The sequence below is a fragment of the Bacillus sp. MC1252 genome (genome assembly GCF_056838025.1).
This window is the reverse complement of sequence record NZ_CM166369.1, coordinates 1,241,847-1,254,978: the sequence shown is the minus strand read 5'-3', so window position 1 is coordinate 1,254,978 and position 13,132 is coordinate 1,241,847. Positions and strand designations below refer to the sequence as shown.

At 40.7% G+C, this 13,132-nt stretch carries 15 protein-coding genes and 2 riboswitches; of the genes, 4 read left to right on the top strand and 11 right to left on the bottom strand.

What is annotated here, in order from left to right:
- Positions 1 to 31: 31 nt before the first annotated feature.
- The 3 genes from ACYH0L_RS06295 to ACYH0L_RS06285 all read right to left on the bottom strand — a co-directional run bounded on the left by ACYH0L_RS06295 (position 32) and on the right by ACYH0L_RS06285 (position 1,213).
- Positions 32 to 496, bottom strand: a complete 465-nt coding sequence (locus tag ACYH0L_RS06295) for a MarR family winged helix-turn-helix transcriptional regulator (RefSeq protein ID WP_095408317.1) — start codon at positions 494 to 496, stop codon at positions 32 to 34.
- Positions 497 to 854: 358 nt separating this feature from the next.
- Positions 855 to 1,019: a stress protein gene (locus tag ACYH0L_RS06290; protein WP_099727461.1), complete on the bottom strand. Its 165-nt coding sequence runs from the start codon at positions 1,017 to 1,019 to the stop codon at positions 855 to 857.
- A gap of 38 nt (positions 1,020 to 1,057) precedes the next feature.
- Complete coding sequence (locus ACYH0L_RS06285) at positions 1,058 to 1,213, bottom strand: hypothetical protein (RefSeq protein WP_099727520.1); 156 nt, start codon at positions 1,211 to 1,213, stop codon at positions 1,058 to 1,060.
- Positions 1,214 to 1,405: 192 nt separating this feature from the next.
- On the opposite strand from ACYH0L_RS06285, the gene ACYH0L_RS06280 reads away from it, so the two are divergent.
- The gene (locus ACYH0L_RS06280) at positions 1,406 to 1,735 is read left to right on the top strand and encodes a MerR family transcriptional regulator (RefSeq protein ID WP_008361347.1); all 330 of its coding nucleotides are present in this window, start codon (positions 1,406 to 1,408) and stop codon (positions 1,733 to 1,735) included.
- A 33-nt stretch (positions 1,736 to 1,768) separates the two neighbouring features.
- Here the strand turns inward: ACYH0L_RS06280 and ACYH0L_RS06275 are convergent, their stop codons facing one another.
- The 7 genes from ACYH0L_RS06275 to ACYH0L_RS06245 all read right to left on the bottom strand — a co-directional run bounded on the left by ACYH0L_RS06275 (position 1,769) and on the right by ACYH0L_RS06245 (position 7,754).
- A complete protein-coding gene (locus tag ACYH0L_RS06275) occupies positions 1,769 to 2,164 on the bottom strand; it encodes a metal ABC transporter substrate-binding protein (protein WP_099727462.1) in 396 nt (131 codons plus the stop codon).
- A 101-nt stretch (positions 2,165 to 2,265) separates the two neighbouring features.
- Positions 2,266 to 3,624, bottom strand: a complete 1,359-nt coding sequence (mgtE, locus tag ACYH0L_RS06270) for a magnesium transporter (RefSeq protein WP_249705228.1) — start codon at positions 3,622 to 3,624, stop codon at positions 2,266 to 2,268.
- Positions 3,625 to 3,832: 208 nt separating this feature from the next.
- Positions 3,833 to 3,997: riboswitch (M-box (ykoK) riboswitch) on the bottom strand.
- Between the two features lie 132 nt (positions 3,998 to 4,129).
- Positions 4,130 to 4,270, bottom strand: coding sequence for a hypothetical protein (locus tag ACYH0L_RS06265; protein ID WP_003212346.1), 141 nt, complete (start codon positions 4,268 to 4,270; stop codon positions 4,130 to 4,132).
- Positions 4,271 to 4,346: 76 nt separating this feature from the next.
- A complete protein-coding gene (locus tag ACYH0L_RS06260; RefSeq protein ID WP_230031139.1) occupies positions 4,347 to 4,865 on the bottom strand; it encodes a PepSY domain-containing protein in 519 nt (172 codons plus the stop codon).
- Positions 4,866 to 4,958: 93 nt separating this feature from the next.
- Complete coding sequence (locus ACYH0L_RS06255; protein WP_327925387.1) at positions 4,959 to 5,648, bottom strand: PepSY domain-containing protein; 690 nt, start codon at positions 5,646 to 5,648, stop codon at positions 4,959 to 4,961.
- A gap of 66 nt (positions 5,649 to 5,714) precedes the next feature.
- A complete protein-coding gene (locus ACYH0L_RS06250; RefSeq protein ID WP_249705226.1) occupies positions 5,715 to 7,064 on the bottom strand; it encodes a sensor histidine kinase in 1,350 nt (449 codons plus the stop codon).
- A gap of 3 nt (positions 7,065 to 7,067) precedes the next feature.
- Positions 7,068 to 7,754, bottom strand: coding sequence for a response regulator transcription factor (locus ACYH0L_RS06245; protein ID WP_249705225.1), 687 nt, complete (start codon positions 7,752 to 7,754; stop codon positions 7,068 to 7,070).
- A gap of 457 nt (positions 7,755 to 8,211) precedes the next feature.
- Between ACYH0L_RS06245 and ACYH0L_RS06240 the strand changes: the two genes are divergently transcribed.
- The 3 genes from ACYH0L_RS06240 (at position 8,212) to guaD (ending at position 12,525) form a co-directional block, all read left to right on the top strand.
- Entirely contained in the window at positions 8,212 to 9,171 is a 960-nt protein-coding gene (locus ACYH0L_RS06240) for a S8 family peptidase (protein ID WP_099727468.1), read from the top strand.
- 112 nt (positions 9,172 to 9,283) lie between these two features.
- Positions 9,284 to 9,475: riboswitch (cobalamin riboswitch) on the top strand.
- A 152-nt stretch (positions 9,476 to 9,627) separates the two neighbouring features.
- Positions 9,628 to 11,916, top strand: a complete 2,289-nt coding sequence (gene metE / locus ACYH0L_RS06235) for a 5-methyltetrahydropteroyltriglutamate--homocysteine S-methyltransferase (RefSeq protein ID WP_230031135.1) — start codon at positions 9,628 to 9,630, stop codon at positions 11,914 to 11,916.
- Between the two features lie 138 nt (positions 11,917 to 12,054).
- On the top strand, positions 12,055 to 12,525 hold the full coding sequence (gene guaD / locus ACYH0L_RS06230; protein ID WP_230031134.1) for a guanine deaminase: 471 nt from the start codon (positions 12,055 to 12,057) through the stop codon (positions 12,523 to 12,525).
- Positions 12,526 to 12,609: 84 nt separating this feature from the next.
- Here guaD and ohrB read toward each other — a convergent pair whose 3' ends face one another.
- Positions 12,610 to 13,026, bottom strand: coding sequence for an organic hydroperoxide resistance protein OhrB (gene ohrB / locus ACYH0L_RS06225; RefSeq protein WP_099727471.1), 417 nt, complete (start codon positions 13,024 to 13,026; stop codon positions 12,610 to 12,612).
- Positions 13,027 to 13,132: the final 106 nt, after the last annotated feature.

The following is a 13,132-nucleotide window of genomic DNA, read 5'->3' as shown; positions in this document are numbered from 1 at the left end:
AAAAAGGTGCCAACGATGGCACCTTTTCGTTTTATCTAAATAATAAATGCTGACTGTGAATGCCCGCTTTTTTCAGCAGACTAATCAATTGCTCTTGTTCTTCACGCGTCAGACCAGAAAACGCCCGCGCAATACGAAGAGAATGGATCGGGTAAATCTTATCAAGATAACTGCGCCCTTTATCTGTTAAATGGGCATAAACCGACCGTTTGTCCTTTGGGTCCTGTTCTCTTTCAATGAAACCATTTCGTTCTAACTTGTCAATTACGTACGTGACATTCCCGCTGACAAGCAGGAGTCTTGAGCCGATTTGCTGAAGCTTTTGAGCACCTCTTGTGTACAGCAATTCAAGAACGGCAAATTCAGTTGGATTAAATCCATGCTCTTTGCTGTCTCTAATACTGTGTTCTGAAACGCTTTTAAATGCTCTTGCAAAAACCTTGTAAAGCGTCATTGAACGTTCTACTTCTTCTTCATTAAACGATAGTCTCATCACATATCTACCTCTTATAATATTTTTTTAACTTCAAGGCTTTCTTGCGGTGCAGTTGGAGCCTTTCGTAAAAAATAGAAGTACGTTTTGAAAACCCTTTCAACCACATAATTGACTCCATTCGTGTTATGTATAAGATTTCGATATAAACTTTTAAAATCCTTCTTATTTTTCACAATCATCTCGAAAAAAAGCTTTTTTAGCAAACCATCAAGTTACGACAAATTTTAACATAATCTGTAAAGACTCTATGTTTTCTTGCAACTAATTCGTCAAAATTCTACAAAATTCAATATTGAAATAATATTGAACACGCAAAAAAAGAACCCTCTATGTGACTTGCGCACATTTAAAGGGATTTTCACAGATTGCGCTCTGTTTTGTTGAAAAAGAAATGATACTCTTTTTTTAAGTCACTAATTGTCATGTTTTTGGCCGTGTCAGGGCTGTAAACCCCTAACGAACACAGCTGCTTCGTATAATAACGTCTTTCTTTCGCTAAAGCTTCTTTTAATATACGCCGCACCGAATATCCCCTCCTATCAATTGATATGGATCGGGTGCTTATGAAGACCTTTTATACAAATCATTTTGTACGGCTCTTAGAAGAGCATGTGCATTCTGACCCGCAGCCTGCATGAATTGCTCAAGCAATTCGTCCCTCTTCACATCTAAAGCGATGATTTCTTTTGCCATACGGATGATCTGTGTTTGCTCCATCATATGCTCCTCCTCCTATTTCAATTCACCATTATTATATGTGCTCGTGAGATGCTTTGCACGCTTAGTGTTAAGTTTCCTCCCATGATTTTTTCATTTTTTTCGTTTTTATGTTATATTTTCTAACAAACGTTAGGTTTTTTTACTTGTCGTTCTATATAATATAAAGAAAAGACTTGCAGGGGTGAGTATATGACGCAGGAAGATGTATCTTATAAAGATAAAAAAGTCATTTCAATCGGGATTGTCAGTGAATTAACAGGGCTTTCTGTCAGGCAAATCCGATATTATGAGGAACGTAAACTCATCTACCCCCAGCGCTCAACAAGAGGCACGCGGAAATATTCTTTTTCTGATGTAGAACGTTTAATGGACATCGCCAATAAACGGGAAGATGGTGTGCAGACAGCCGAAATTTTAAAAGATATGAAGAAAAAAGAACAGGCGTTAAAAAGCGGGCAATTTAAGAAAAAAATGCTGGAAGGCCAGATCAATGCACACTTCCGGTACAAAAATCGATAAACAAAAAAGAATCGCTCTTTTGAACGATTCTTTTTATTTAGACGACGCTTCATCTCCTTCGACAACCCCTACAAAGTCAATGAGGACACCTCTTTCAGGATCTTCCTTTACCCGAAGGGCAAGTGCCTTTTTCTCTCCAGTTTGAGCATCTTTATAATTCGCATGAAAGACATGAATGCTTGCTTCTTCCAGCTGAAAGTCTTGATAGGAAAGCTTCTCAATGCCCCATTCTTTTTTTAATGTCAGAATATCATTCGGACTTGGGACCGCACCTTCGACATAGATGTTCTCCATTTTTCTTTTATTCCCTTCAGCGATCGCTTCAAGCATGTGCTCTGCAGCAACAAGCCGCCTGTCTTTCCCTTCGTCTTCCCTTTGACATGCACTAAGCAAAAGAATACACATCAAAATGAATAAGAACTTCTTCATGCTTCTCTCCCACCTTCTCCTTAAAATGTAAAGGATGAAAGCGCTATATGCAATCTTTATTCAAAAAAGACTGTAAAACGACACGTTTTACAGTCTTTTTGCTACATCAGTGTATGAAGGAACGCTGTGGCAATCCCAAAATAGATAAGCAGTGATAAAATATCATTCAATGTTGTAATCAGCGGTCCAGATGCAATAGCCGGGTCCACGTTTAATCTGTGTAAAATAATGGGCACGACAGTACCTGCCATTGTTCCAATAATGAGTGTCGCAAGGAGTGAGGAACCAACGACAAATCCTAAAATCATATTGCCCTGCCAAACCATCGCGACAACTGTAATAATGATTGAACAGACAATGCCAATGTAAATACTTGTTCTCAGCTCTCTAAAAATAAGGCGCATAATGGTTTTTTTCGTTAATTCTTCTTTTGAAAGCCCTCTAATGACGACTGCAAGAGACTGTGTACCAGTATTCCCTGTCATACCTGCAATCATCGGCATGAAGAAAGCAAGAGCAACAACTTGCTGAAGGGTATCTTCAAAATAATTTAATATACTGCCTGAAATCAGTCCAATAAATAATAGTAAAATCAGCCAAGGAAGACGGCGGTATGCCGCAACAAATGACGGCGTGTCAAACGTAATATCTTTACCAGAGGCAGCAAACTTCTCATAGTCTTCGCCTGCCTCTTGAATGACGACATCAATGATATCATCGACTGTGACAATTCCGACAAGGACATTGTTCTCTTCCACAACAGGAATGGCGAGAAAGTCATACCGTTCAATCAGCTTTGCGATTTCTTCCTGGTCTTGAAATGCTCCGACGGCAATGACTCTTGTAAACATGAGATCCTGCACTTTTTCATCCGGTTCACCTAAAATAAGATCACGGTATGAGAGGACACCTACAAGCTGTTTTTGATCATTGATCACATATAAGTAGTTGATCGATTCTGCAATTTCAGCAAAGCTTTTCAGCTTCACAACCGCATCCTGAACCGTATAATGCTGAGGTATCCATACATAACGGTTGGTCATGATCCGGCCTGCTGTCTCAGCAGGGTAATTCATGAGAAGCTGGACGGCCTTTGATTCCTCTGCTTCCATGTTTGATAAAAGCTGATCTTTTAGGTCATCATCCATTTCATCGAACAAGTTAGCTAAGTCATCGTTATCCATTTTGTTTGTAACGAAGGTAGCTTTGTCTTTCCCTACTTTTTCAAGAACGATCTCTTGATATTCCCGCTCAAGCTCACCCATCATTTCCGTTACATCATCGACTGTTAAAAAACTGAGAAAGCGGCCGCGGTGTTTTTCTGGAAGCTCTTTAAATAAATAGGCCATATCATACGGCTGAAGCTCTTCCATAATGTTTTTAAATTCTTTGCGTTTGCCATCTCTTAATAAAATAATGATTCTTAAAATGAGTTCATCGTACGTAATGTTCTGTATCATTGCTGTTACCTCCCCAAAGTCAGGAGATACCCGAATCCCTTAGAATGTGCGGGGGTCAGGATCTCCTCTATCTGATGTCTCAATTTGATCTTTTGACATACTCTCTATGTGTCGCGAATCGGGATGATCCATCCCCACACCTCCTTTTCTTATAAAAAAGCACCTTCAACCGAATGAAGGCGCTTTGTAAGCATAGCAAAATAAACACTTGCTCCTTCAATCGTAGAGCTTTAGCACTGTATGGCATAGGATAAAATCCAGCTGCATTAAAAATCACCTTATGTCGATGATTTCTGTTGACCCATTGGCGTCTTTGGACATTTTTGGGCAGCAGCGTATCTCCATACAGGAGCCTCACCTAACGAAGTCTCATATTGTTAACACAATGAGATTACAGAAAAAGTGGAATGATGTCAATAAGCAAGATGCCAAGTCAACTCATGTATTCGCTTACTTTTCAAAAAAAAGAGCGATAGACAAGTTGACCATCGCCCTTTCATGTCTTTTATTCCTCTTCCGGCTGATTCATATCCTCTTGGGAGAGGAGATGAAAGGAATCATGCAAAAACAAAGCATATCCTTCTCCATCAGGGTGCGGAACATATTCCGCATGATCCATTGTCTGCTCTTCTTCTTTCTTCTTCATATTCTCTCGCCTCCTTTCCCGTAGTTTGTCCTAATGAAAAAACCTTACACATGAAAGTGTAAGGTTCGATCATTGCTTAATCATCCCATTCTTGCTTCAGGATTTTGCCTGTTTTAGCGGAAATCTCAAAATCAACTTCCTCGCCGCCTGGTGTAGTGATTTCAATTTCATAAATGTACACACCATTTTCTTTATCTAAATCTGAATCTGTGACTGAGCCTTTTACTTTTGCAAGGGCAATTTTTTCAGCCTGCTTTTTTGTGATTTTCACATTTTGTTTCTTTTCTTTCACTGGATCATTAAGCGCTTTTCCTGTTTTTGCATCGACATATACTTTATATTCAAAGCCGCCTTTTTTAATCTCGACCTCATACACCCATTTTCCTTTTTTACGCTCAAGGTCCACATCATCCACATAGCCTTTCACCACTTTTAGTGCTGCTTTTTCAGCTTGTTTCTTTGAGACAAACGATGATTTCTTTTGCACCACTTGCTCTGCGTTTGCTGTTTGATTTGTATTTTGCGCTTGAAGTGTGAAACCACCTGCGACAAGAGTTCCTGTTAATGCTGTAGCTACTAGTACTTTTTTCATCATGTTCATTTCCTCCTCTGTTTGATTTCTCCTTTATCTTAATAAAACAAGATGATAAAGGAAGGAAAGAAACATGAGAATATCATGAGAAAAGGATTAGTTTTCATACGTAATGCCTTCAATGTCTCCTGTATACGCGTTCACAAGCACCTCTGCCTCTCTACCATCAGGCAAATCTAGCTCCACCTCAAACACGAGCATGCCGCTAAACGTTTCAAGATCTGCATCATCCACTGTCCCTCCGACTTCTTTTACGGCGATTTGAATGGCTTCTTCCACCGTTATTTTCGTCACCTTCTTTTCTTTAGATGTTGTTTTTTTCTTTTCTGCTTCTATCACCTTAAAGGTTTGTTTATCGACATCCACTTGATATAATTCTTTTTTTGATTGGATCGTAAAGATAAAACGATCTGACTTCTCTTTCTTTTGGATCACGGTTCCGTTCACTTTTTTAACGGCCGCTTCTTCTGCTTGCAGTGCAGCATTTTTTTCATTTGGCTTTTGATAGCTTTTTAACTGTTTGATTTCTTTCATTTGACCGTTTGCGGAAGATGCAATGATTTGATAAATGCCATTTGAATTTTCCAGCGTCAATGTATAGTCCTGTTTATGATTGATTAAATCAATATTTGTAATGTTTCCATTGTAGTCTTTTGCGATGATTTTTTTGATTTCGGCTTCACTTAATAATTTTTGATCAATGGTTTGAATCATAAGCATTGCAAAGGCCGCAAGAATGACGAGACATCCTGCGAGCGCAAGTACCATTTTCGTTTTTCTAGACATGCAGCGCCTCCTTCCTATTTCCTATTTTATAAGGAGGAAATGAGAAATCGATGAGAAAAGACCTATTTATTTCTGAAAAAGAATGGTCATGGTTGTCCCTTCGCCTATACGACTGTCTACCTTCAGTTCGGCCCCGTGCTCTTCAGCAATTTGCTTTGCAATTGAAAGGCCGAGTCCGGTTCCGCCCGTCTCACTGTTTCTCGCTTCATCCACACGGAAAAAGCGGTCAAAGATTTTCGGCAGATCCTCTTCTTTTATGCCAATTCCTTTATCAATGACTGAAATAAACGGCTTGTCTCCTGCTCTCCCGCAGGTCACACCAACTGGCTCTGCACTATATTTAACCGCATTATCAATCAAGATGGTCAAAAGCTGTTTGATTTTCTCTTCGTCCCCCTCAGCGACGAGCGGCTGATCTGTTTGCACATCAGAGTCAATGGTTCGATTGGTTGCGACTTCAAGTGTATGACATACCTGCTTGCATAAATGACCAAGATCAACTGGCTTCATGTCCAAGTAAAGCGGCTGACCATTTTTCGCAAGTGTTAATAATTGATCTGTCAGCCTTTTCATTTTTTTCGCTTCATCATGAATCGCTTGAGATGATTCTTCTACAACCTCTGGACGTGTCTGTCCCCAGCGCTTTAATAAATGACTGTAGCTCAAAATGACGGTAATCGGTGTCTTCAATTCATGAGAGGCATCATGCAAGAATTGCTGCTCTTTCTCATAATGTTTCTCGAGTATTTCTGACATTTCATTAAAGGTTTGTCCCATTTGATACAATTCATCCTTTGAATCGCCTGCTAGTTTGATTCGCTTAAACGCCTTCTCTTTCATACTTGCCTTCATTGTATTGGTCATTCTACTAATAGGGCGGACGATTTGTTTGGTTAAAATGTGGCCTGCAAAATAGGAAAGCACAATAAATAAAACGCCTGCAGCGATTAAAATCATTTTTAATAACGCTAAATTCTCTTCCGTATTTTCAATTTCTTCATATACTTGTAGCGATACAATCTCGCCATTTGTCCAAATAACCGGAATCGCAGCGAACGCAATCATATGCTTGTTGTATTCTTTAATTTCTGCTGTCTGACCAGATTCATATGTAAAAGGCAGTGAACTAAACGTTGATTCCTTTGTGACAGTCAGCTTTGATTTACCCGTTTCTGTCACAACACGAATCATCCCATTTTGGGGCAAATAGGCTTTCAGCAGCTCCGAAGATGGAAGACCCTCTTCTTCTGATTTTTTCAAAGCAATGGCAATATTTTCAGCTACCTCAGACAGCCGGGACATATCTTTTTGCGTCAAAGTTATCGAAAAAATAAAATAAATGGCTGTATGAATCAGCAGCACCATTAAAAACAAAGACAACGACGTATAAAGCTGGATTTTATTTTTTAATCTCATTCTTTATCCTTTCATCACATAACCCACACCTCTCACTGTGTGAATTAGCTGTTTTTCAAATGGGTAGTCGACTTTTTTCCTTAAATAGCGAATATAGACATCCACCACGTTTGTGTCACCGAAGTAATCAAAGCCCCAAACGGCTGTTAAAAGCTGATCCCTTGTGAGCACTTGCTGCTGATGCTTTAGCAAGTGGACAAGCAGATCATATTCTCTCGGTGTGAGCTCAAGCATTTGCCCGCCCCTTTGTATGTCTCTTGTTTTCTCATTGACGGTCAGATCTGCTATACTCAGCTCTGTCTCCTTTTCTTCTTGCGCATTTATATTGAATCTCAGCTGCGCACGAATTCGCGCTAATAATTCCTCTATGTCAAAAGGCTTTGTAATATAATCATTTGCCCCAAGATCAAGGCCGCTTACCTTATCAGGAACACTCCCTCTTGCTGTAATCAAAATAATGGGCGTGGCTGTATTTGTCTTTCGAACCCTTCTAAGCACCTCAAGGCCGCTTAATTCTGGCAGCATGACGTCAAGCAGCACTAAATCGAAGCTACCTTCTTCAAGAGCCTGGAGTCCGTTCATGCCTGTATCTTTGACTGTAACCTCATATCCTTCATATTCAAGTTCAAGTGACAGCACCCTTGCAATTTTCTTTTCATCTTCGATCACGAGTATCTTCCCTTTGTTCATCTCTATCTCTCCTATCTAAAAGGCAGGCTTGTCTTTCCATTATTATATGTTGCCTTTCACATTTGGAACAGTCACAATCTTCATATCTTATTTTTCATGAAAGAGGAATTTATTTTCGAACAAAAACATTTCATATATGCCTTCTTCTCTTTTCATCTCATCTATCGCTTGATTTCGATGTTTTTTTCAGTCTGCCCTTTTTAGTTCTTTCCACCCATTTTGCTCTGTACAGGTGCAAACACACTATGCAGCATTTCCCTCTTTTTCATATGATATCAAGAGTTTTCCTCAAAAGGTGACCTCTTTCGGCAAGAAGCGAGGAGAACTGCACATTTAATAATAGATTGATTATTTGAAAAATTATTACAATTGACCCTTTCCGATCAAAAGTTTGTTTTATACAATAACATTACGCAGCCTGAATCTACTTTGAAAACAAAATAAGGAGGGCTTTCTTATGAAAGGTGACATTCGCTTAATTCCGTATGAAGTAAAAGCCAATGTGATGGAAGCGAAAGAGACGCCGGAAAGTATTCAGGAGATTAAAGCACCCGAACTTTGGTCAAGTGGCTTCAAAGGAAAAGGCATAACCATTGCTGTCCTTGATACAGGTTGCGACACGGAGCATCCCGACTTAAAAGATCAGATTATCGGAGGAAAGAACTTTACCGATGATGATAACGGAGATGCGGATAATGTGAAAGACTACAACGGACATGGCACCCATGTAGCAGGAACGATTGCAGCAACGGATCAAAATGGCGGCATTTTAGGTGTTGCCCCTGAAGCCAAGCTGCTGATCGTGAAAGTCCTAGGCGGTGAAAATGGCAGCGGGAAATACGAATGGATCATTAATGGCATCAACTATGCCGCTGAGCAGAAGGCTGATATTATCTCCATGTCTCTCGGTGGTCCAAGCAATGAGCCAGCCCTGCAGGAAGCCATTCAAAATGCGGTGAAAAGCGGTGTGCTTGTTGTCTGCGCAGCAGGAAATGAAGGTGACGGGGACGAGCGTACGGAAGAGTTTTCCTATCCAGCTGCATACAATGAGGTGATTGCCGTCGGCTCTGTCTCCCTTGCAAGAGAATCCTCTGAATTTTCCAATGCCAATAAAGAAATCGACCTCGTCGCTCCAGGAGAAGACATTTTATCCACTCTCCCTAACCATAAATACGGCAGACTGACAGGTACTTCAATGGCTGCCCCTCACGTGAGCGGTGCACTGGCCATTATTAAAAATGCCGAGGAAGAAGCGTTCCAGCGCAAGCTGACAGAGCCTGAGGTCTATGCTCAGCTTGTGAGAAGAACCCTTCCACTGAAACAATCGAAAACCCTTGTAGGGAACGGATTTTTATATTTAACTGCGCCTGAAGTACTTTTAGAAAAAACATTGGAAGCAGATCTTTTATCTCTATAGCTTAAATATAGGTCCTGAGAATAGATCGAATTTTCTCAGGATTTTTTTAATTAAAATTATTCAAAATTTACTTTGACGAAATGAAGTGAACGTTATATAATCGAACACAATAAATTCATAGTTTGAGAGTCGGTAATTCGATGCCACGTCGAATTTTAATTGGGAAGACCGGTGAAAATCCGGCGCGGTCCCGCCACTGTAAGTGAGGAGAGCTTTTCTTTTTGATCCACTGTCATGAGGATGGGAAGGATGAAAAGCTTGTAGATTCACCAGCCAGGATACCAGCCGCTCTATCACATCAAACCCCCTACGGTTGATAGGAGATGTCGGAAAAGCGTCAGTTATGCTCACGCTTGATTTCGCACACACATTTTGTCTTTTTAAACCAGACATTTGCCCTCATCAATCTTGATCATGAGTGTAGATGTCTTTTTAAATTTAGAGGAGGAATTGGAATTGACAATTGTTAAAACAAGTAATCTAGGTTTTCCGCGAATTGGTTTAAACAGAGAATGGAAAAAAACACTTGAGTCTTATTGGAAGGGTCAAACGGACCGTGAAACCCTCTTAAGCACACTGGATGAACAATTTTTAACCGCCATTAAAACACAAATTGACCAACAAATTGATGTTGTTCCTTCTGGAGACTTCACCTTCTATGATCACGTGCTGGATACTGCTGTTATGTTCAATTGGATTCCAGAGCGCTTCCGCAGCTTGAAAGACCCGCTAGATACATACTTTGCGATGGCAAGAGGAACAAAAGATGCTGTCTCAAGTGAAATGACAAAATGGTTTAATACAAACTATCACTACATCGTTCCAGAATACGAAAAAAGCACCGAATTCAAACTCACACACAACAAACCGCTTGAAGCTTACGAAAAGGTAAAAAAGGCGTTTGGCGTTGAAACAAAACCTGTTGTACTTGGACTTTATACATTTGTCTCTCTCTCTAAAGGCTATGAAGCAAATGAAGTGAAAGAGATCGAGCAGCGTCTAGTGCCGCTTTATACTCAAGTTTTAAAAGAGCTTCAAGAAGCCGGCGTCAAATGGGTTCAAATTGATGAGCCTGCACTTGTCACCGCTTCAAGTGAAGACGTGACAGCAGTAAAAGAAATCTATCAAACAATCAAAGAAGCCGTACCTGCCTTAAACATTCTTCTTCAAACATACTTTGATTCAGTGGATGCCTATGAAGAGCTTGTCTCTTATCCTGTTGAAGCCATCGGTCTTGATTTTGTCCATGATCAAGGTCGCAACCTTGATCAAGTGAAGAAGCATGGCTTCCCGAAAGATAAAATTTTAGCAGCAGGCATCATTGATGGAAGAAATATTTGGAGATCAGATCTTGGCGAAAGATTATCATTCATTTCTGAAGTGATTGCTGACGTTCAGCCGAAAGAAGTGTGGCTACAGCCCTCAAGCAGCTTGCTTCATGTGCCAGTTGCGAAACACCCAAGCGAACAGCTTGAAGAAAAACTATTAAACGGACTTTCTTATGCCACTGAAAAGCTGGCTGAATTAACACGATTAAAAGAAGGCTTAACAAAAGGAGCGGCTGCCATTGATGCAGACATCAATGAAGCAGCACAAGCGCTTCTTACCTTAAAGGAATTCGCGAAAGGAACAAATGCGGATCTAACAGCCGAACGCAACAATCTTTCATCTAAAGATTTTAAACGTCCAGTTGCCTTTGAAGAACGCCTTCGTATCCAAAACGAATCTCTTGAACTGCCGCTCCTGCCAACGACAACAATTGGCAGCTTCCCGCAGTCAGCTGAAGTGCGAAGTGCTCGTCAAAAATGGCGTAAAAACGAGTGGACAGATGCTGAATATGATGAATTTATTAAGAAAGAAACACAAAGATGGATTGATATTCAAGAAGAGATTGGCCTGGATGTTCTCGTTCATGGAGAATTTGAACGTACAGACATGGTTGAATACTTCGGTGAAAAGCTAGCCGGATTTGCCTTTACGAAATTTGCTTGGGTGCAATCCTATGGATCACGCTGCGTGAAGCCGCCAATCATTTATGGAGATGTAGAATTTACAGAGCCGATGACAGTGAAAGAAACGGTTTACGCACAAAGCTTAACTGAGAAAAAGGTCAAAGGAATGCTGACAGGACCTGTCACCATCTTAAACTGGTCTTTCCCAAGAACAGATATCTCCCGGAAAGACATTGCCTTCCAAATCGCATTCGCTTTGCGTAAAGAGGTAGAAGCGTTAGAAAAAGCAGGTATTGAGGTTATTCAAGTGGATGAGCCTGCGCTTAGAGAAGGTCTTCCGCTCAAAGAAAGTGATTGGGCAGAATATTTAAACTGGGCAGCCGAGTCCTTCCGTTTATCAACATCTTCTGTTCAAAATGAAACGCAAATTCATACACATATGTGCTACAGTAACTTCGAGGATATTGTCGATACCATCGAAGACCTTGATGCAGACGTGATCACGATTGAGCACTCACGCAGTCATGGCGGATTCCTTGATTATTTAGAAAAACATCCGTATCTGAAAGGACTTGGACTTGGGGTATATGACATCCATAGCCCGCGCGTTCCATCTGTTGAAGAAATGAGTAAAATCATTGATGATGCGCTGAACGTTTGTCCGACAGATCGCTTCTGGGTCAACCCTGACTGTGGTCTAAAAACAAGACAAGAGCCTGAAACCATTGCTGCTTTGAAAAATATGGTCACAGCTGCTGAAGTGGCTCGTAAAAAACTGGCGCAGCATGCATAATTGATTTCTCTCCCCTGCTGAACATGGCAGGGGTTTTTTATGCGCGTATTGTCCTGTTCGATCATCTACTAGGATGATTCCTTTTCTAGCATGATTCGTTTATACTAGAGAAGTCAGTCGAACAAAGGGAGGTAGACAATGAGTCACGAAGCTTTTTTACAACGCGCAATTGATCTTGCAGTAGAAGGAGTCAATAGTGGTACTGGCGGTCCTTTTGGAGCAGTCATTGTCAAGGATGGTCAGATTATTGCAGAGGGAAGCAACAATGTCACAACGAATAATGATCCAACTGCACATGCAGAAGTCACAGCCATTCGAAAGGCGTGCCAGGCTCTACATACATACCAATTAGAAGATTGTATTTTATATACAAGCTGTGAGCCTTGCCCGATGTGCCTCGGCGCTATTTACTGGGCTAGACCAAAAGCCGTGTATTTTGCAGCTGGACATCAGGATGCCGCGACTTCTGGTTTTGATGACTCGTTTATTTATGAAGAAATCAACAAAGAATACGAATCAAGAAACATTCCATTTTACCAGCTGACTCTTCAAAAAACCCTTGCACCGTTTGAAGCTTGGGAAACATACGACAAAAAGAAAGAATATTAAAAAAAGACACCTGCTGAGAGCAGGTGTCAGATCGTTGACAAAGGGCTAAAATGACCTTTATTTTAGCCCTTTGTCTTCTTTTCATTATTCAGCCACTTCAAGCTCCACTTCAATGTTCCCTCTTGTTGCTTTTGAATATGGACAGAATTGATGCGCAGCCTCGACAAGCTCTTTTGCTTTGTCATGGTCAAGGCCTTTAGCGGACACAATCAGCTTCACGCCAAGTTTAAAGCCGCCATCGCTTTCATCTTTTAAAAGACTAACATGTCCCTCTACTTCTGATTCAATTTCTACCCCTTGCTTCTTCGCTACTTGTTCAAGCGCTCCTCCGAAACAGGCCGCATAGCCTGCTGCAAATAATTGCTCTGGATTCGTGCCAGTCTCTCCATCTTTCTTTGCGTTTGGCATGACAATGTTATGATCAAGCACACCATCGTCTGAACGAACATGCCCAGCTCTTCCATGCTGCGCCTTTACTTTTGCTGTGAATAATGGTTTCATCTTCATCTCCTCCTTCTTCTATTTATACCTTTCACGTTCTATTCATTTCTCAAACATTTATCGCACATTGAGGAATTTTTCATTTTTAGTCTGTATTTATTTTAAA

Bases quoted from the DNA above. Each gene is read 5' to 3' on its own strand.
- ACYH0L_RS06285 (WP_099727520.1), bottom strand. From the start codon at position 1,213: ATGGAGCAAACACAGATCATCCGTATGGCAAAAGAAATCATCGCTTTA.
- ACYH0L_RS06280 (WP_008361347.1), top strand. From the start codon at position 1,406: ATGACGCAGGAAGATGTATCTTATAAAGATAAAAAAGTCATTTCAATC.
- ACYH0L_RS06275 (WP_099727462.1), bottom strand. From the start codon at position 2,164: ATGAAGAAGTTCTTATTCATTTTGATGTGTATTCTTTTGCTTAGTGCA.
- mgtE (WP_249705228.1), bottom strand. From the start codon at position 3,624: ATGATACAGAACATTACGTACGATGAACTCATTTTAAGAATCATTATT.
- ACYH0L_RS06265 (WP_003212346.1), bottom strand. From the start codon at position 4,270: ATGAAGAAGAAAGAAGAAGAGCAGACAATGGATCATGCGGAATATGTT.
- ACYH0L_RS06260 (WP_230031139.1), bottom strand. From the start codon at position 4,865: ATGATGAAAAAAGTACTAGTAGCTACAGCATTAACAGGAACTCTTGTC.
- ACYH0L_RS06255 (WP_327925387.1), bottom strand. From the start codon at position 5,648: ATGTCTAGAAAAACGAAAATGGTACTTGCGCTCGCAGGATGTCTCGTC.
- ACYH0L_RS06250 (WP_249705226.1), bottom strand. From the start codon at position 7,064: ATGAGATTAAAAAATAAAATCCAGCTTTATACGTCGTTGTCTTTGTTT.
- ACYH0L_RS06245 (WP_249705225.1), bottom strand. From the start codon at position 7,754: ATGAACAAAGGGAAGATACTCGTGATCGAAGATGAAAAGAAAATTGCA.
- ACYH0L_RS06240 (WP_099727468.1), top strand. From the start codon at position 8,212: ATGAAAGGTGACATTCGCTTAATTCCGTATGAAGTAAAAGCCAATGTG.
- guaD (WP_230031134.1), top strand. From the start codon at position 12,055: ATGAGTCACGAAGCTTTTTTACAACGCGCAATTGATCTTGCAGTAGAA.
- ohrB (WP_099727471.1), bottom strand. From the start codon at position 13,026: ATGAAACCATTATTCACAGCAAAAGTAAAGGCGCAGCATGGAAGAGCT.